Origin of the sequence: Lacunisphaera limnophila (assembly GCF_001746835.1) — a bacterium.
Classification (GTDB): domain Bacteria; phylum Verrucomicrobiota; class Verrucomicrobiia; order Opitutales; family Opitutaceae; genus Lacunisphaera; species Lacunisphaera limnophila.
On sequence record NZ_CP016094.1, the window covers coordinates 1,303,542 to 1,322,606 of the forward strand.

Annotated in this window: 13 protein-coding genes; 4 read left to right on the plus strand and 9 right to left on the minus strand. The window is 64.3% G+C overall.

The window, feature by feature from the left end; translation table 11 throughout:
- The first annotated feature begins 141 nt into the window (after positions 1 to 141).
- The gene (locus tag Verru16B_RS05455) at positions 142 to 1,158 is read left to right on the plus strand and encodes a helix-turn-helix transcriptional regulator (protein ID WP_237023473.1); all 1,017 of its coding nucleotides are present in this window, start codon (positions 142 to 144) and stop codon (positions 1,156 to 1,158) included.
- A 116-nt stretch (positions 1,159 to 1,274) separates the two neighbouring features.
- Here Verru16B_RS05455 and Verru16B_RS05460 read toward each other — a convergent pair whose 3' ends face one another.
- From Verru16B_RS05460 to Verru16B_RS05475, 4 genes are all read right to left on the minus strand, one after another.
- Entirely contained in the window at positions 1,275 to 2,654 is a 1,380-nt protein-coding gene (locus tag Verru16B_RS05460; RefSeq protein ID WP_069961342.1) for an alpha-amylase family glycosyl hydrolase, read from the minus strand.
- An 82-nt stretch (positions 2,655 to 2,736) separates the two neighbouring features.
- Entirely contained in the window at positions 2,737 to 4,044 is a 1,308-nt protein-coding gene (locus Verru16B_RS05465) for an MFS transporter (protein WP_069961343.1), read from the minus strand.
- 62 nt (positions 4,045 to 4,106) lie between these two features.
- Complete coding sequence (gene malQ, locus Verru16B_RS05470) at positions 4,107 to 5,747, minus strand: 4-alpha-glucanotransferase (protein ID WP_083270122.1); 1,641 nt, start codon at positions 5,745 to 5,747, stop codon at positions 4,107 to 4,109.
- A 90-nt stretch (positions 5,748 to 5,837) separates the two neighbouring features.
- Positions 5,838 to 8,615 (minus strand): TonB-dependent receptor, encoded by a 2,778-nt coding sequence (locus Verru16B_RS05475; protein WP_083270123.1) that lies wholly within the window; start codon positions 8,613 to 8,615, stop codon positions 5,838 to 5,840.
- Positions 8,616 to 9,088: 473 nt separating this feature from the next.
- Here Verru16B_RS05475 and Verru16B_RS05480 point away from each other — a divergent pair, with 473 nt between their 5' ends.
- Positions 9,089 to 11,545, plus strand: coding sequence for an alpha-amylase family glycosyl hydrolase (locus Verru16B_RS05480; RefSeq protein WP_083270124.1), 2,457 nt, complete (start codon positions 9,089 to 9,091; stop codon positions 11,543 to 11,545).
- A gap of 74 nt (positions 11,546 to 11,619) precedes the next feature.
- On the opposite strand, the gene Verru16B_RS05485 is transcribed toward Verru16B_RS05480, so the two are convergent.
- Entirely contained in the window at positions 11,620 to 12,456 is an 837-nt protein-coding gene (locus Verru16B_RS05485; protein WP_069963615.1) for an alpha/beta fold hydrolase, read from the minus strand.
- Between the two features lie 254 nt (positions 12,457 to 12,710).
- Between Verru16B_RS05485 and Verru16B_RS05490 the strand changes: the two genes are divergently transcribed.
- Positions 12,711 to 13,151, plus strand: coding sequence for a MarR family winged helix-turn-helix transcriptional regulator (locus tag Verru16B_RS05490; RefSeq protein ID WP_069963616.1), 441 nt, complete (start codon positions 12,711 to 12,713; stop codon positions 13,149 to 13,151).
- A gap of 388 nt (positions 13,152 to 13,539) precedes the next feature.
- On the plus strand, positions 13,540 to 14,028 hold the full coding sequence (locus Verru16B_RS05495; RefSeq protein WP_237023474.1) for an ACT domain-containing protein: 489 nt from the start codon (positions 13,540 to 13,542) through the stop codon (positions 14,026 to 14,028).
- Between the two features lie 329 nt (positions 14,029 to 14,357).
- Here the strand turns inward: Verru16B_RS05495 and Verru16B_RS05500 are convergent, their stop codons facing one another.
- From Verru16B_RS05500 to Verru16B_RS05515, 4 genes are all read right to left on the minus strand, one after another.
- Positions 14,358 to 14,951 (minus strand): SLATT domain-containing protein, encoded by a 594-nt coding sequence (locus tag Verru16B_RS05500; RefSeq protein WP_069961345.1) that lies wholly within the window; start codon positions 14,949 to 14,951, stop codon positions 14,358 to 14,360.
- Complete coding sequence (locus tag Verru16B_RS05505) at positions 14,929 to 15,804, minus strand: SMODS domain-containing nucleotidyltransferase (protein WP_069961346.1); 876 nt, start codon at positions 15,802 to 15,804, stop codon at positions 14,929 to 14,931. The genes Verru16B_RS05500 and Verru16B_RS05505 overlap by 23 nt, the downstream gene beginning before the upstream one ends.
- Before the next feature lie 127 nt (positions 15,805 to 15,931).
- A complete protein-coding gene (locus Verru16B_RS05510; protein WP_069961347.1) occupies positions 15,932 to 17,659 on the minus strand; it encodes a TniQ family protein in 1,728 nt (575 codons plus the stop codon).
- On the minus strand, positions 17,656 to 19,065 hold the full coding sequence (locus Verru16B_RS05515) for an ATP-binding protein (protein ID WP_157772245.1): 1,410 nt from the start codon (positions 19,063 to 19,065) through the stop codon (positions 17,656 to 17,658). The genes Verru16B_RS05510 and Verru16B_RS05515 overlap by 4 nt, the downstream gene beginning before the upstream one ends.

Genomic DNA, 19,065 nt, shown 5'->3' on the forward strand with positions numbered 1-19,065 from the left:
AGCCTGAGGTTACCCGCGGAAGCAGGCCCGTCAAAGCCCCATCGTGTCTTGTGCCGCGGCTTTCCGTTTGTCTTTGGGGTGAACACGGGATTGATTCCGCCTCACCCGTACCCCGCCGTGCCCCCGGCCCACCCCATACCTGTGACGAGCGCGCCCGACCATGCGCTGCTGACCGCCCGCTCGATGAGCCCGCATCATCGCGCGGAAATGCGCGAGGCGTTCGACCAGATCGTGCGCCTGGCCGACCATGACCGGCTGACCCTGCGCGTGCCGCACGAGGTCAAGCAGGTGCAGAACCGGCGGGGCATGCATTACCATTACCGGCCGGAGATTTTCTTCGGCCTGCAGGGCTGGACGGAATTCAGCTTCCCCAACGAGGGCTTCCGCGTGAGCCCGGGGGAGGTCTGCCTGATCCCGGCGGGGGTGCCGCACGGCGAGACGGTGCACGCCGAGCCGGCCCGGCCGTTTCGCAACCTCGTGATCGGTTTTTATAACAACACCATCAGCATCCATTTCGCCCATGAGGCGCGGCCGCGCAAACCGGACATCGAGGTCATCGAGTTCTTCGACGCGCCCAACCTCGACGTGTTTCTCACCCTGGCCAATTCGCTGGTGCATGCGCACGCGATGCAGGCGCCGGCCCGCGAGGCCGTGCGCAAGGGACTGCTCCTCTCGATCTTCGGCCTGTTCCGCAACCTGGTCGAGACGGGCACCGGCCACCTGAACAGTGACATCGGCAAGGTCTTCCAGGCGAAATGCCTCGTGCGGGAGCAGTTTGCGAACCCCGAGCTCAGCGTGATCCACATCGCCGCCCAGCTGGGCTGCTCGGCCGATTACCTCTCCCACCTCTTCCACACCGAGACCCGGGAGCGGCTCACGCATTACGTCCAGCGCATCCGCATCGAGGGGGCGATCCTCGCGCTCGACACCGGTTCGCTCACCATCTCCCAGATCGCCTACGCCAGCGGGTTCAGCGACCCGGCCTACTTCGCCCGCGTGTTCAAGCAGCACAAGGGCGTGACGCCGCAGGAATTCCGGCTGCAACTCGAAGCCGCGCGGCAGCGGCAGGAGGACAAGCCGAAGACTGTCTATCATGACCACCTCGACTACACGCATGGGGCACCGGCGCTGAAGCAGGAAGCGCCGGCGGGGAAGTAAGGGGAGGCAAAATGCAGGCGCTGGCTTGTTGTGGGTCAGCGCGCTCCGAAAAGCGTCCGCGAGCGGACTGCCCACAGGTAAGGCGAACGCTCCGCGGGGCCGGTCTTTGACCGGCCCTACTTGACCAGCACCCGGTAGCGCCAGGCCTTGAGGTCGAGCGGGACGAGGGCGTCGAGCTTCACGGTCTCGCCAGTGAAGGCGTCGCGCCATTCGCCGGCGAGCGCGGGGTCGAAGAGGTCAGCCTTGGCGTCCTTGGCGGTGAGGTTGAAGAGCCCGACCACCCGACGGCCGTCGGCGGCGGTGCGCTCGAGGGCGTAGAAGGTCGCGTTGTCCGTGGTGTCTAGGCGGCGCATGGGTGAACCGGTGTGCAGGGCCGGGTGCTCGCGCCGGAGTTTGGTCATGACCTGGTAGAGGCGCGTGGTCGGGTGGGTTTCGGCGGGCCAGACGATCGGGTCGCGCTGGAAGAACTCGAGGCGGCGGTCGAGGCCAGCTTCCTGGCCGTTGTAGATCATCGGCACGCCATCGAGCAGGAAGGTCAGCACGGCGAAAGGGGCGTAACCGGCGCCCATGCGCTCGAACTCCGTGCCCGCCCAGCTGTTCTCATCGTGGCTGCTGGTGAAGACCATGAGGGCGGCGCCGCGCGGAAAGTGGGCGTGGATCTTCGCGTAGGCCTCGTCGAGCGCCGAGGCGGATCGCTTGCACTGGGCGATCTGGTTCATCGCGTGGTGGAGATCGAAGCCGTAGGAGAGATTGAAGGCCGCGACCTGCTGCTGCGGCAGCTCGGCCTCGGCGAGGAAGAGGGCGTCGGGCTTCACGGCGCGCACGCGGCGCACCACCTCGTTCCAGAACGGGGTGGGCAGACCCCAGGCCACGTCGCAGCGGAAGCCGTCGATGCCGAAGTTCTTCACCCAGTGGAGGAGGACGTCGGCCTGGTAGTCGAGCAGGGCGGGCACGCGGAAGTCGAACTGCACGACGTCGGTCCAGTCGGTGCCGTGCGGGGGCGTGAGGTTGCCTTGCTCGTCGCGCCAGAAAAATTCCGGGTGGGTTTTCGTGAGGGGGTTGTCAGGTGAGACGTGGTTGGGGACCCAGTCGAGGATCACGCGCTGACCCTGGGCATGGGCGGCGTTGACGAGGTCGCGCAAGTCCTGCTCGGTGCCGAACTCCGGGTTGACCCCCAGGTAGTCCTGCGCGGCGTAGTAGCTGCCGAGCGGTCCCTTGCGGTTAACCTCCCCGATCGGGTGGATCGGCATCAGCCAGAGCACATCAACGCCGAGAGCCTTGAGCCGCGGCAGATCAGCGGTAACGGCGGAGAATTTACCAGTGGCGGAGAACTGGCGGACATTAATCTCGTAGATGGTGCTGCCGCGAGCCCAGTCGGGCAGGCCGATGGCCACGTGGTGGGCGCTGGGTTGGGCTTTCTCCCGCTCGGGCGCCGGGGCCGCGGAAACGAGCGGCGCGAGGAGGAGGGAGAGGAGGAGGGCAATCTGCTTTTTCATGAGAAAGTAGGGCCGGTCTCGGACCGGCCCGGTTTGCTGGTTTTCTAAGCGGGTCCGGTCGGAGACCGGCCCTACCAAAGAATCAGGTCGCGCCGACCGGCTTGTCTTCCGGCACCCAGGACAGGGCGGCGGCGGCGGCGATCAGGCAGGCGCCGCCAACCACCACGGCGGTGAGGGCGCGGCCGCCGAGCAGGTGCTCGACGACGGGGCCGAGGAGGGTGGCCGCGAGGATCTGTGGGAGCACGATGAAGAAATTGAAGACGCCCATGTAGAAACCCATCTGCTGAGCCGGGATGGCGTTGGACAGCAGCGCGTAGGGCATGGAGAGGATCGTCGCCCAGCCGATGCCAACGGCCACCATGGAAACCAGGAGTAACTCAGGGGTGCGGACAAAACCCACGCTGGCCAGGCCGACACCGGCGCAAAGCAGGCCGACGCGGTGCAGGACCTTGGCCGGCACGCCTCGATTCGCGAGCGCCACGAGGACAAAGGCGACACCGAAGGCCGTGCCGTTGTAGACCGCGAAGCAGACGCCGCCCCACTCGAGACCGCGCTGGTAGGCCTCCGTCCCGGGCGTGCCGCCGAAGATGCTGCGGGCGATGCCGGGCGTGAAATAGATCCACATGCAGAAGAGACCGAGCCAGGTGAAGAACTGTACCACGGCCAGCCGGCGCATGACCACCGGCATGTGCTGGATCCCGTGCCAGACATCGACGAAGAAGGAACCCGGGGGCTTGGCGCCCTCGCCCGCCGCCGCCGGCTCAGGGGGAACTTCCTTGGTGGTCACCACGGTGTAGACCACCGCGACCATGAAGACGACCGCGCCAATGTAGAACGAGAGCTTGATGGACCAGGGGATGCCGCCGTCCGGCGAACCGGCGCCCACCACGCCAAAATGCGTGAGCAGCCAGGGCAGGGCGGAGGACAGCACGGCGCCGAGACCGATCAGGAGGCTCTGCATGGCGAAACCCACCTGGCGCTGGGCCGGGGGCAGGAGGTCGGCGACAAAGGCGCGGAACGGTTCCATGCTCACGTTGACGGAGGCGTCGAGGACCCAAAGCAGACCCGCGGCCATCCAGAGCGCGGAGGAGTTGGGCATGGCAACGAGGGCTAGGCTGGCGAGGATGGCGCCGCCCAGGAAATACGGACGCCGGCGGCCGAGATGCCGGTGCCAGGTGCGGTCGCTGTAGTAGCCGATGATGGGCTGCACGATCAGGCCGGTGAGCGGAGCCGCGAGCCAGAGCATCGGGATGGCGCTTTCGGAGGCGCCGAGGAACTCGTAGATGGCGCTCATGTTGGCCATCTGCAGGCCCCAGCCAAACTGGATGCCGAAGAAGCCGAAGCTCATGTTCCAGATGGCGGGGAGGGAGAGGGGACGTTGGGGCTGCATGGGGGAAAGGGAGGGCCGGTCAGAGACCGGCCCTGCTCCTGAGCTGGGGGACTGGTCGGGGCTTAGGTGGCTTCCGGGGGTTCACTGAAATCCTTCACCGGGCGGTCGCCGGTGCGGTCGTAGAGGCTGATCCAATGGCGGAGGATGGCGGCCTTGTCGCGGCGGAGCGAGCCCAGTTGTTCCGCGGTGAAGCGCCACTGCCAGTTGCCCTCGGTCGTGCCGGGGCGGTTGAGCGTGGCGGACGCGGGCAGGTCGAGCAGGTCCTGCACCGGGATCACGGCGAGCCGGGAAACCGTGGCGAGGGTGGCGCGGATCACCGGCCAGGCGGAGTGGGTTCCATCCAAACCAAAATACTCAGTGATCTTCGCGGCGTAGGGCGGCTGCAGCGACTCAAGCCAGCCACGGGCCGTGATGTTGTCGTGCGTGCCGGTGTAGGCGACGCTGTCGGGCGGATAGAAGTGCGGGAGGTTCGCGTTGTTGGCGTCGTGGCCGTAGGCGAACTGGAGGATCTTCATGCCGGGCAGGCCGGCGGCGCGGCGGAGGTTCACCACATCGGGCCCGATGTAACCGAGGTCCTCGGCGATGATCCGCGCGCCGGGGAGGGCGGCGCGCACGGCCGAGAAGAACTCCAAGCCCGGGCCGCGGCGCCAGGCGCCGGTGCGGGCATCGGGGGCGTCGGCGGGAATTTCCCAGAACGTGTCGAAGCCGCGGAAGTGATCGAGCCGCACCACATCGTAGAGCTCGAAGGCGGCGCGCAGGCGGTCGAGCCACCAGGCGTAGCCGGTCTCGCGGAGGTACGCCCAGTCATAGAGCGGATTGCCCCAGAGCTGGCCGAGGGCGGAGAAATAATCCGGCGGCACGCCGGCCACGGCGAGGGGCCGGCCCGAGGCGTCGAGGCGGAAGACGGCGCGGTTGCGCCAGGTGTCGGCACTGTCGAGGGCCACAAAGATCGGCACATCGCCGATCAGGCCGACCCCGCGGTCGCGGGCATGGGCGCGCAGGCGGTCCCACTGGCCGAAGAACAGGTATTGATAAAAGGCGTGGCGCTCGGACTCCGCGCGCACGGAGGCGGGCAGGCTGGCGTGCAGCGCCGGGGTCCAGCGGGCGTAGGCCGCTGGCCAGGTGGGCCAGGCCCAGCCGCCGAAATGGCCCTTGAGCGCCATGAAGTCGGCGTAGGGCTGGAGCCAGGTCGCGTGGGTGCGGCGGAAGTCGCCGTAGGAGCCAAAGCCGTCAAACGTGTCGGCACCCGAGGCGGCGAAGCGATCGGCAGCGAGCGCGAGCACGCGCCAGAAGTCCGCGTAGAGCCAGCCGTAGTCGACGGTCGCGGCGGGCAGGCGGCGCAGGGGCGCGGTCTCGGCCTCAGTCAGCAGGCCGCAGGTGACGAGTTCGCCGAGGTCGATGAAATAGGGGTTCCCCGCCGAGGCGGAGAACAGTTGGTAAGGCGAATCACCGAAGCCGGTGGGGCCGATCGGGCAGATCTGCCAGTAACGGACCCCGGACTCGGCGAGGAAATCGACGAAGGCGCGGGCGCCGCGGCCCAGGTTGCCGATGCCGTACTCGCCGGGCAGCGAGGACAGGTGGGCGAGCACGCCGGCGCTGCGGGTGGTCAGCCAGGGGGCGGGCGGGGCCGCGAGGGTCGCGGGGGCCCGGGGGGCGGGCACGGCGACCGGCTCAGCCGGGAGGGACGGGGGACGCGGGGGCATGGGCGGGGTTCGTCGGGGGGAGAGAAAGAGCGGCCACCAGTAACCCCACTGGTGGCCGCACGTGAAACCAAGCAAACCAGACCGGACGGATCAGAACTTGTACGAGGCGCCGAGGGAGTAGGAGGCGCCGTAATACTGATAATTGATCACGCGACGCGGATCGTCGTTGTCGTAGGTGATCAGCGGTTCGTTGTTCAGGTTGTAGGCCGTGGCGAGAACCGTGAGACCCTTGAGCGCGCCCTTGTTGAAGGAATAGCTGACCTGGGCGTCGATGATGTTTTCCGGCTGCGCCACGGAGAAGCCGCCGTTGGGGTTCACGTCACCACCCGGGTTCGGGACACCGAACGTGGTGATGTACTGGCGGTTCTCGGAACGATAGCGGTCGCTCACGCGCGCGGAGAAGCCGCCCGTCTCATAATACACCGTCATGTTGGCGACCTTGCGGGACAGGCCCTGGATCGGAGCCGTGCCGTTGCCCGGGCCCCACGGGGCGATGGAGCTGTCGGTGTAGGCGCCGTTCATGGTCACACCAAAGCCCTTGATGTCGCTGAACATTTCCGAGGAGAGGTTCAGCGTGACTTCCAAGCCCTTGATGCTGCCACCCTGGCCGTTGACGGGCTGCGAAACGATGCCCTGACGGAGAACCGGCTCCGGGCCGCTGAGCACCGGATAGCCGGTGAAGTCGGCCACCGAGCGCTGCTCGTAGATGTAGTTCTGGAGCTTTTTGACGAAGCCCGCGACCGCGAAGTAGCCGCGGTTGTCCTTGAAGTATCTTTCGATCGACAGGTCGAGGGAGTCGGACTCCCAGGGCCGGAGCTTGGAGTTGCCGCCGCCGCCGGACCACGGGCTGTTCTGGAGGGTCGGCGCCGCCGCGTTGGCGGGGTTGTAGCCCCAGGTGCGGGAGGCCCGGAGGTCAAACATGCGCGGGCGGGCAATCTGCCGCGAGAGACCGAAGCGAACGTAGGTGCGCTCGGCCGCCAGGAAGCTCAGGTTCAGGTTGGGGGCCACGGTCCAATATTTGTCGCCGTCGCTGACCCGGGTGAGGTTGGCACCGTTCGCCGAATAGCCCTTGGAGGACTGGTCGGTGTGAATGAGCCGGATGCCGAGGTCGCCGCCCACGGGGACGTTACCCATCTTGGAGTCGATGTTGAGCTTGCCGAAGTATTGGGTGACCTTCTCGCGGATCTGGTAACGGTTGGCCACGATGCCGCTGTCGTTGTTGGGCGTGTAGGCCCAGATGCCGTTGGCAAAAGCGGCGAGCGGATCGTAGGCATAGATCTGGCCGAGGCCCATGAAGCTCATGTCGGTGGTGCCGATTTTCGGCGGCAGCGGGAGCGTGTTGGAGCCGTTGGCGGGCGAGATGAAGCCGGAGGGCTTTTCGCCGTCACGCTTGTAGCGGTCGGTGTAAACGATGCCGGCGTCAAAGGACTTGAAGCCCCACTTGTTCAATTCGTGCATCGTCGACGCGCGCACGGAGCCGAGTTCATCGTAAGCGGTGAAGTATTTTTGGTAACCATGCATGCCGCCGCCGGGGAGCGAGGTCGGGCCCCAGCCCTGCGGGTCGGACAGGCGGAGAACCGAGCCGTCGGCGTAGTTCTTGGTCGTGGTCAGCTGGGGAATGGTGCCCGGACGGAGGTCAACCCGGACCGCGTCCGCCGTGGTGAACGGGGTGCCGCGGAAGCCGACGCCGGACCAGGTTTCGATGTTCCGGTCGGTGCGTTCGATCTTCGAGTAGCTGACATCGACCTCGATCGGCCAGGTGGAGCGCTGGGCGATCTTGATATTGGCGCCGAGGGCGAGCGGGGTGGCATCGCGGACAAACGCGTCGTTGCGGACCACGGGCTGCACGTTGTTGAACGTCATGCTGGGCACGTAGCCGTTGGTGACGCTGTAGCCGGGCTGGGCCGCGGCGCCGCTCCACCAGAGGGGAATCTCCATGCCGCGGAGCAACTGCTTCTCCTGGAAATCGGAGCGGTAGAGGTCGAAGTTCACCTCGAAGTTGTCGTCCGGCTTGTATTGGACGACGAACATGAGCGCGGTGCGATCGATGATGGAATTGCGGACATACGACTTGGTGCCGCCGAGGACATAGGCGTTCGAACCGTCGGTCGGATAGCCCCAAGCCTGGAACTGCTGGCCGGCCCAGGGGGAATTCACGACGGAGTAGCCGAGGGCGATGCCCAGTTTGCCGTCCATGAACTGATCGATGTAGTGGAGGCCCGAGCGGTAACCGGTCTCATCCACCCCGGGGGTGAGCTGGCCGAGCTCGTTGAACTCGTAGTTGGCGTAAACGGCACCCTGCCGCCGGCCCTTCGAGAGGGGGCGCACGGTCTTCATGTTGATGGTGCCGGAGAGGCCCTGCGCGGAGAGATCGGCGCGGGAGCTCTTGATGACCTCAACCTCGTTGAGCAGGTCGGCCGGGTATTGGTCGAATTCGACGCCGCGATTCAGATTGGTCGAGACCTGTTCACGACCGTTGAGGGTCGCGATGGAGAAGTCGGGCCCCATGCCGCGCAGGCTGATCTGCTGCGCGCGGCCATTGGTGCGCTGGGCCGCGAGGCCGGGCAGGCGCGTGAGCGTGTCGGCGATGGAGACATCCGGCAGCTTGCCGAGGTCTTCCGCCGTGATCACCTCGATGATCATGTTGGAGTTTTGCTTCTTCTCAGCGGCGGCGGCGAGGCTGCCCGCGAAGCCAGCGGTGACGGTGAAGGTATCGAGGATCAAGGGGGCATCCTCTTTCTTCTCGGTGGTCGGGGTGGTGGTCTGGGCCAGGAGGCTGGCGGCGGGTTGCGCCAGCAGCAGGCCGGCAAACAGTCCCCTTTGGAGGAACTGGCGCGCGGAATAGCGGGTATGATCAGTCGTGTGCATGGTGTGGTTGGGGTGGATAACAGGGGAACGAAGGCGGCCGGAAAGGCGCTCCTTGTATTAACCCAAAAAAAGCCGGGGGGCGGCGGTTTCGCGAATCGGTTTGCGCCAAAAAAACCGCGATGACCCGGACAAGTCTTAGGTCACCGGGTGCAAAACGGCCTGGCGTGTCGAACCTAGTCCACCGGGTTGCACGGGTCGCTCAGAGGGAAATAGACCAGAGCGGCCCACCGTGGACCTGCCGGCTGAGCCGCTATTGGGACGAAGGGCCTAGGTTTTGTCCGGGTCACGCAAGACTTCTCCTAGGCGACCGGTTTGACGGTCGGGACCGGGCGGTCAGGGTTCTCCAGTACAGGTTGCCCCCCGCCATGACGCCCCCCGTCCGAGGCAGGGCCGGTCTTTGACCGGACTTGCTGCGTTCGGGCCGGGCCAGTCAGAGACTGGCCGTACGATATACACCCCCTTCGCCTCGTCCCATGCATACTCCTCCGAAAATTAGCCGGTTGGTTTTCCTCTTCCTTTTGACGACGGGCCTCTCCGGGCTGGGGTTGTCCGCCGGCCCGATCACAGTGCCGCGTTTCACCCATCCCAGTGCTGGCCAGACCTATTACTTCGTGCTGACCGACCGTTTCGCCAACGGCCGGACCGACAATGACACCGGTGTTTTTCCGGGCGGGACCGAGGAACACGGCTTCGATCCGACCCGCATCGGCTATTTCCATGGCGGCGATTTTGCCGGGATGATGACCAAGCTGGACTACCTGAAGGGCCTCGGGGTCACGGCGGTATGGGTCACGCCGCCGTTCCAGAACAAGCCTGTGCAGGCGGGTTCCGCCGGCTACCATGGCTACTGGGTCACGGACTTCCTGAAGATCGACCCACACCTGGGGACCAACGAGGACTTCCAGGCCTTCGTGCGCGCCTGCCATGACCGCGGCTTGAAGGTGTGCATGGACATCATCGTGAATCACACGGCAGACGTGATCCATTTCCCGGACTACCGGGTGGAGTATCGCGACAGCAAGGCGTACCCGTTGCGCGATGCTGCCGGCGTCGTTCTGAAAGAGCGCGGGCTGGCCTACAACGGTCTGGGCGACACCGCCCGACCCGCGCTGTCGGCTGACACAAGTTTCGCCTACCAGCCGATCGTGCCGGAGGCGGAGAAGACGGTGAAAAACCCGGCGTGGCTCAACGACGTCACCCTGTACCACAACCGCGGCAACTCCGCCTTCCGCGATGAAAGTTCGATCCACGGGGATTTCAGCGGGCTGGATGACATCTTCACCGAGCACCCGCGCGTGGTGCAGGGCATGATCGAGCTCTTCAGCTCCTGGGTGCGCGACTATGGGGTGGATGCCTTCCGCATCGACACCGCCCGCCACGTGAACGCCGAGTTCTGGCAGGCCTTCGGGCCCGCGATCCGCGCCGCCGCCCGCGAGGCGGGCCGGCCGGGCTTCATCCAGTTTGGCGAAGTGGCCAACGACCTGATGGACGTGCCGCTGCTGAGCGAGTTCTCCACCCACATGCCGCTCGATACCACGCTCGACTTCGGGTTCTTCGTGGCGACGCGGAACTTCGTGTCGCGCGGCGGCACCGCGGCGGCGTACACGGACCTGTTCCAACGCGACGACCTCTACACCGACCACGACAGCAACATCCACTCGACGACGACCTTTATCGGCAACCACGACGCCGGGCGTTTCGCGTACTTCCTGCAGCAGGACAATCCGGGCGCGACGCCGGCGCGGATCACCGACCTGGTGAAACTCGGCCATGGCCTGCTCTATCTCGCCCGCGGCCAGCCGGTGCTCTACTATGGCGACGAGCAGGGCATGGTGGGGCGCGGCGGCTGGGATATGCAGGCCCGCGAAAGCATGTTCGCCTCGCGCGCGCCCGACTTCCGTGACGCCCCGCTGCTCGCCACCGCCCGCACCGGCGCGGACGACAAATTCGATCCCACGCATCCGTTCTACCGCTTCTTCGCCCGCCTGGCCGCCCTGCGGAATGAGCATGCCGCGTTGCGCACGGGTGCGATGGTGCTGCGGGCCACGGACCAGGACGAGATCTTCGCCTTCTCGCGCTTCGACCGGACGGAACACGTCGAGTACCTCGCCGTGTTCAACAACTCGCGGACGAAGTCCGTTACGGTGGCGATGCCGACCAGCCAGGCCGCGGGGGCGACGCTCGCGGGGCTGTTTGCCTCCGACGACGCCGGCCGGAGCGCCGCGCTTACCGCTGATGCGGCGGGCCGCGTGCGCGTGAGCCTGCCCCCGCTCCAGTTCGCCGTCTGGCGGGCCGCGGCGCCGCTCGGTCCGGTGGCCGCGCCGGCGATCGCGCTCGTCAATCCCACTGGCGGCGGCGCGCTCAAGCTTGGCCAGCGTGAGGTCGACGGCCTGGTGTTTCCCCTCCGCGTTGAAGTCCGCGCCGAAATTGCCGGCGGCGACGGGCTGGGCGAAGTCACCTTCACGCTCGAGCGCGCGTCGCGTCCGGGCCAGATCGAGTACCTGGGCACGGATGATGCAGCCCCGTACCGGATCTTCTGGCGCCCGGCCCCCGACCTCGCCCCCGGGGAGAAACTCACCTTCACCGCGACCCACGACACCCTGCGCGGGCAGGTGACGAGTGCGACGGTCGCGGACGTCAGCTTTGTTGGCACCGAGGCGCCGTCGGGCATCACCGGGGCGAAAGTACCATTCATCACCCGGCAGCCCGTGGCCTCCGGCGGAGTGACCACGATGTTAAGCGTGACGGCGGAAGGCACTGGCCCGCTGGAATACCAGTGGCTCCGCGACGGGGTAGAGGTGGCCGGCGCGACGGCGGCCACGCTCACCCTCGCGCCGGCGCCCGCCACCGCCGGTCGCTATCGCGCCTTGGTGCGCAATCCGGCGGGCACCACCCTGAGCGCCGAGGTGGTGGTGCCGGCCACACCCTGAGACCCCAAAGCCCGCCGGTTTTTTGCCGGCGGGCAGGCGCACCCCGAGGGGAGTTGGCGCGGAACGGTTTCCGGTCAGTTCCGGCCTTCGATGAAGGCGAGCAGGTCGGCGTTGAGCCGGTCCTTGTGGGTGTCGGCGAGGCCGTGCGGCGCGCCCTCGTAGACGAGGAGCTTGGCGCCCCGGACCAGCTTGGCCGCGGCCTGGCCGGAGGCCGCCAGGGGCACGATCTGGTCGTCGGCGCCGTGGACGACGAGCGTCGGCACATCGAATTTTTTGAGATCCTCGGTGAAGTCGGTCTCCGAAAACTGCTTGATGCAGTCATAGGTGGCCTTGTGTCCCGCCTGCATTCCCTGCAGCCAGAAGGCATCGATCATCCCCTGGGAGCGCTTGGCACCGGCCCGGTTGAAGCCGAAGAAGGGGCCGCTCGCGATGTCCTGGTAAAGCTGGGAACGATCGGCGAGCGAGGCCGCCCGCAGGCCGTCAAACACCTCCAGCGGCACGCCGTCCGGATTGGCGGGGGTCTTCAGCATCAGCGGGGGCACCGCCGCGACCAGCACGGCCTTGGCTACACGCTTCGTGCCGTGGCGGCCGATGTAGCGGGCGACCTCGCCGCCGCCGGTGGAGAAACCGACGAGGATGGCGTCCTTCAGATCGAGCTTCTCGATCAGCGCGGCCAGGTCGTCGGCATAGGTGTCCATGTCATTGCCCTGCCAGGGCTGGCTGGAGCGGCCGTGGCCGCGCCGGTCGTGGGCGATCACGCGGTAGCCGCGCGACGCGAGGTAGAGCATCTGGGACTCCCAGCTGTCGGAGTTGAGGGGCCAGCCGTGGCTGAAGACAATCGGCTGACCGGAGCCCCAGTCCTTGTAGTAGATCTGGGTGCCATCTGCGGTAATGAGGGTGTTGTTGTTCATGGAAACCGGATTGCCGGAGGGCGTGGGATTCGCGTTGACCGAAGCGACGAGACCGAAAGCGGCGACGACCGCGGCAGGGATGATGGAGTTGCTATTCATTGTATTTTAGGTGGTTGGGTTGTTTATCGTGAAGGCAAGTAAGCTTCAACGCTTGCAATTAGATTTGATGCAATATATTCAGGCAAGGAAATATTGTTTGCTACCTTATTTGTTCCTATAGATTAGTGGCTTACCTCCGGTTTTTCTTTTTCGCCATGTCCTCCACTCCCGTCATCGCCCTCGATAAATTGCTCTGTCTGGACCTCTACGCGGCCTCGCGCGCCATCATCAAGGCCTACCACCCGCTGCTAAGTCCGCTGGGGCTGACCTATGCGCAATACCTGGTGATGGTAGCCCTCTGGGAATCGGGGCCGTTGGCGGTGAAGACCCTGGCCGAGCGCCTCTCGCTCGACACCGGCACCCTGTCGCCCCTGCTGAAACGGCTCGAGTCAGCCGGTCTGATCGCCCGCACCCGCAACAAGGAGGATGAACGGGGTGTGACGATCTCGCTCACGCGTTCGGGGGAAGAACTGCGGAAGAAGGCCCCGGCCATCGGTGAGGCCATCGCCTGCGCGGTACCGATCAAGGACGAAGCCGTCGCTCAACTGCAGCAGACCCTGCGGCGCCTCGTCCGGGAGATGACCATGCCCGCCTGAGCGGGTCCCCGCGAGGGGCCGCGCCCCAGCCGTCCGGCCCACACCCGGTGGCACAGTAAAAAAGCACGGTCGGGCGACCGCGCCTTGGAGGAGGAAAGGTGGCGATCCGGAGATCCCGCCCTACTGGTTTCAGACAACTAGGCCCGCAATCCTGAGCAGAGGAGACCAAAACATCCCCGGATAATTCCGGCAGCGCCAAACCCGGATAAATGGCCAGCCTCCCCGGAACAACTGGCCGGTTTGCTCTTTCGGCCCGTCAATCATAGCCCGCCGCCACCACAATTCCCTGGGCTTCCGCCTGGCTGATCCACGGGGGAAAACCCTTTTGCCTTTCCCCATTGTGCGCTACTTGAAGACTATTCGCCCAGGAAGTTCACCTCCATCACCCATGAAAGAGACCCCGCACGTTCTGTTTGTGGCACTTCTGCTTATGCTCGCCTCCGTAAAATTACCGGCGCAGGGAAATTCACCTCAACTGAATTTATTCCTCAGTCAGGATAAGCTGGCCGTTGTCCAGCTCGATGCAAAAGCCGACATCCCTGCTTGGGCCCAAGGCAAGAATGGCTTCAGTTCAATTTCGCGCACCCCGCAGGAATTGTCCATCGTTTGTGCGGAGGACGTCGTTCCACAGGGGGTCAAAGTTGAAGCCGGCTGGCGGGTTTTTAAAGTGGAAGGGCCTCTCGATTTTTCCCTGACGGGCATCCTCGCATCGATTGCAACGCCGTTGGCGAAAGCCGGCGTCAGTATCTTTGCGATATCAACCTATGATACCGATTACGTGCTGGTCAAAAATGAAAAGGTCCAGGACGCGATGACCGCACTGCGGGCGGCAGGGCACACGGTTAAAGAAGAAATGAGATCAGGGTCAGAGGATTAATCGCCGTAGCTTGGAAATTTCATTTTTCCCGCGGAAGAAACGACGCATAGAGGCGGCTGCATTCCGAGCTGTTGTTTTCGGAATGCAGGCGACTTATCTGATCTCCAGGGGGGACCTAGCAAATCTGCAGGTCTAGTTCTCCGCTTCCCCGGCTATGTTTTCGGATAATTGAGAACGTCACCGCTTCCCCGGGGACGGGTTGTAACATAGAGAATTCAATAGGCCGGGAATCTGGATAATCAAACCGTCACCTATGGATAATTCAATGAGCGCCGTCAGCCCCTCCGTGGCAGCCTCTCAGGATTCAAGGCACATGCCCTGGAAGGCGCCTATCCCTTTACACTATCGCGCCTAAGCGGTTTAGGAAGAAACGCGTCAATCTCGCCGTCCGTGAACGTGAGGTCTTCCCGGTATTTCAGGGCCTTCTGCGCCTCGGCGTAGGCGTCAGAATTGGTCGGGGGCGATGAGGCATACGCGGTGTGTAAATCCTGGAGCAATTGATCCCGCTCGGTTTGGAGTGCTTCGATTGGTTTCTCGCCCATAGCCAGATCGGTCAGCAACGAGAAATACTTCTCCCGGATGAGCCAGAGCTCGCTCGCGGCCTGCTTGTGCTTCTGGGCCAGCTCACCGTGGTCGAAGTTTTTGGTGTAGGCGTTGAGGGCCAGGAGCGCCGTTGATAGGCACGCACCAATAACGGTGGGCGCCTTGCCGGCGCCGAAAACTGTGGCTAGGAACCCGCCGGTGGTGAGGGCGGCCAGGACGATCTGCGTGACCTTAATACGGTTCAGTCTGGCAAGGAGGATGTCCGCACATTTCTCGTGCGTTTTGTGGCTATAGACGACGCGTCCGAAACACTCCCGCAACTGCGCCTCCAACACCGCCCGCGAATGGGGGCTGTCTTCAGTCTGGGAATGAGGTTCCATAGATTTCGCGCCACTTCTGCTTGGCTGACCACTCTTGCTTGGCACTGTCGTAGGCTATGGCTTCCTTGGCAAGGTTGCAGGCACGGCGTGCCTTGTATTGGAACAGACCCTTCCCGTAAACGTAGGCCCCGCTGCCCGGGGCGCGCCACCACTCCTGCTCGCTGTCCTGATTGGCCATCCAGTCGAACACGTCCCGGCTGAAGAAGTCGTAGTAGAGGTAGGACTTGTCGCGATACTGGTAGTTCTCGATGAACTGATAGGCGAGGGTGTCGATCAACAGGCCGCCGATCGGGACATCCCACGTCTTCTTCCAGGCGCGCAACATTCGGGCGAGGCGGACGAGATTCCCGTTGGTCGCGTCATTGCGTTCCTTGATGGCCGCAATCTCCCTCCGTGGATCCGTTGTGCGCCAGCTTCCACCATTGTTCGAGTCGGGGAAGGTGTAAGTGTCGTTGTCGTTCACAAACACCGGCACCACCTCGAAGTTTACCCCGTCGTCAAAAGGGACAACGATTACCTGCCCGTCGGCGCGGATGGAGGTGACAGAATAGGTCTCCTTGATGGATGATCGAACGGCCTGCAACAGGGCGGCCTGCCCATTGCCCGTGTGTGCGTTGTATTGGTGATAGAGCGCGTTCGGCAGCTCGAAGACCATGTCCACATCGCTGAACCCGTCGATGGCCGTGTTACGCCCGTAGGAGCCAACGTAACGGCTGTGTGCCGCATCAGAATCTGTAGTCCAAAAGTCAGTGTTCAGCCGGCGCGTAATCCGGTGGTATCGGTATGAAATGTCATCTCCCTTGGTGACCGTCTGATTAGCGCAAAAAGAGGTGAACCATTCGGCGAGGGGCATGGTGGTAGAGCATGTGCGCTGCTGGAGCAGCTTGGGTTTGTGCTTTACCGCGTGGCCCCGCGGATGTCTCTCGTGTATCCTGCGGTCGCCAGAAAGTGTCAAAATGAAAGCTCTCGGTCCCGACCTCCTAACCCGCGGCCCGCCCCATCACCGCGGAATCGGTTTCTGGGCCGGTCGCCACAGCCAAACCATACAACGGGTGGTCCGTGCCACCCGGGCACTTCCAGCGGGCGCCTACCAGCACATAGCCCATGGCCCGCAGGAGCACTGGATCTCGGCAATTTCTGTCAACGGTTGCCCGGTCGCGCACCCGATAGGGCGGGAAGTCGGGGTGGAGTTGGCGGATCACCCTGATACGCCGGAGGGTGAACTCTTCCGTCGTTTCCGTCTGCCGCCGCATCTCCTGTGCAAGGCGGGGCATTTTCTTATACATGCTGACCCCCATCGACGCCCCGAAGGGCAGGAACGAGATGAACGACGCGGAGCAAACCCTCCTGAACGGGCGGGCCGCCCTGATGCGCGAGGCAAAGTGGGGCAGCTTGCCGATGTATTCCTCTTCGCGAGCCCGCCAGTCAACCACGTCGCCCCGGCGGCGTTTCTGGGAACTGAGCCGTTTGCGAACCCAGGTGCGATCGTTGCGACCAAGCCATCTGAGTGCGGTTCGCCATTGGGTCGGGGTCACCCTCGACCTGCCGCTGCACACCGTCTTGCGGTGGCGCGTTCGTTTCATGCGGTATGCTTTCGCCCGCTCCGCATTCGGAAGCCGAGGGATCGGCAAGCCCTCCATATTCGCTAGGCCGAGCAGTCGCACGATGCCAATTCCAAGATCGGCTTTCAGTGCGTTCATCGTCCAGGCCGGATCGAACCACCGCTTGCGCAACTGTTCGCGAAGCCTGTCTTCGCTTTGCTGTGCGTTGGCGGGGGCCCGAAGCCTGACGGTCTCGAGGCGGGCGTGGATACTCTCCATCGACAGGTCCAAGAATCGCATCACGAGCAGGTGCATGCGAAACGAACGATGATTGGCCTTGTTCTTCACCGTTTGGGCGGGCCAGGCCGAGGCGTCATTGGGGTCGAACAGCAGGTGCCGCTGGGCCCACTCGTGCTCGCTGCGCTGGGCAAAGAACTGGTGAAGGAATTCGGTCCGACGCAGCTGGCCGCCCTGTAGCAACCCTCGTCGGTCGAGTTGCTCGTGGTAGAGCAGCCGAAGTCGATCTGGGTCGATCGGTCGTGGATGATTGCGCAACATCCACTGCACGTCCCGCGCATAGATCACATCTATACCATCCGGAGTCCGCGGCCTGCGAACGCTGACCGCGTCATCGGCGACAGGGTAGTCAAACTTCCAGAACTGGCCGGGCACGAATTGCGATACCTCGAGCGGCTCCCCGTGATATGGGCAGCACACGACGCCAGGCACCTGATGGATACGTCGCCACCAAGTGTGCCCGACACGGCGCAGGTCCCCGGCGCGACACTTCGCGCAGAAGTTCAGATGCCGAAGTCCATCCTGCGCCGGATCGCGATGCCACTTGAGGAGGTTCATTGCCACCGCCCGATCGCCCCGCATAGCCACCTTGACCCGCTCCGCCAGCTCGGCGGGCATGAGAAAGGCCGCGATCGGAAACATGGTGTGGCGATGGATCAGGTCTTCGGCGGTCAACCCCACCCGTGAGCCGATGGTCCGCGTGAGGGCTTCGATGCCGCACGGGAACTCGAACGGGATGACCAGCCGAGGATTCCCAAATAGGTGCTGGGCGAATTGGGCTCGGCTGGGCCCAATTAGGCCCCCGTAAATACGCGCCAGGAGGCTGAACAGCGGCTCGTCCTCGTGGGGACCTTCAATATACGAGATCATGAGGGATGGGCGACTACTCCGAGGGCTTCAAGGACCGACAGTGGATCACTTGCTTTGGCGGCCTTCTTCATTTTTCCCGCCACTGTTTCTTCGCTCCCTGAGGTGATGGTGACCAGGGACGGGGCCGATGACTCCATGCCCGCCACCGGTTCGGCCCCGACTCGCTCGGTCTCAACACGCGCGATCTCGTTGAACGCTTCGTTCATCGTCTTCGCGACCTTCGCAATGTCCTTCGCCTCGGGGGTCTTGCCCTTCAATTCAACGAGGCGGTCCTGCACGGTGTAGAAAAGGAGCTTGGAAGTTTCCCTCAGAACGTCGGCGGTCAGGCGCTCCTTCTTGCGCCCGAAGAGCCGCATCTGGGACAGCAAGAACAGCTTCACGGCTAGGTCTGGAATGCCCCCGGAGAGTTCCAGCACCACTGCGGAGAGCCCCGCCAAGGGATCCATCTCCGAAACGTATAGGTAACGCGCCATCTGGCCGAAGAAGGCGTCCCACACCTTGCCGGCCACAAACGGCGTGTATGGAGGGATCTCACTCAGGAACCGACGCGACGCAGCCAGGTTCTCCTTCAGTAAACCCGCCGTGGCAGGGGTTCCTATCACCACCACGGCAACACCGATGCAGTTCATCATCCGGACGAAGTAGTTCAGCGCCCTGCGCGTGCCGTCGTGTGCAGCCTGAATCAACTGAAACTCATCCACCACGAACAGGCCCACGTTGTATTCCTGGCAGAGCTGGAAGTAGAGGCTTTGGATGCGGTTACCGGTGGCCCGGTCTACGCCCCAGTCGCGCGCCAAGGGAATGCTCAGCGTCTGTTCCGCCTGGTCGAATATCTCCAGTCCGAATGACTTCAGGGAACCGTCCTGGAAGAGGTTGAGCCAGAGGCAAGGCAACTGCGTGAACGCTACACGCTCTTCATTGACGATATAGGCCTGCTCGATCACCGGACTAAAGTCCCTGACCGCGAAACCCAACGAGAGCGTCTTCCCGGTGCCCGGGGGGCCAATGGCGGCCGCGCCCAGTGGTGGCATAAACGCATAACGTTGGGGAAGCTGCCGCCCCTCCTTGAGGTCCTTCCGATCGCGGGCCACTTGGCGGCGATACTTCGGGTCCAGCGGATTCCGATACTTGTAGCTCTGTCGGATGAGCAGATCGACCTCCTTGACCGCTGCCATGTGCGCAATCCCCGGCAGGAAGAACTCGCGGAGAACGAATGCGGCGTGCGGGCGGAGGTGGGCGGGAAGGCTGCGATCCGCCGGATCATAGGCGGGCTTCACCGTAAGCAGGTCTCGAATCTGCTCCTTGGAACGAACCGGTCCCAAGGCACCGATGAGCGGATTGCCGCGATAGGCGGCAACTGGATCGTCCAGATTCAGGTATTCGTCGGGCGTGTCGATGGGCCGCAC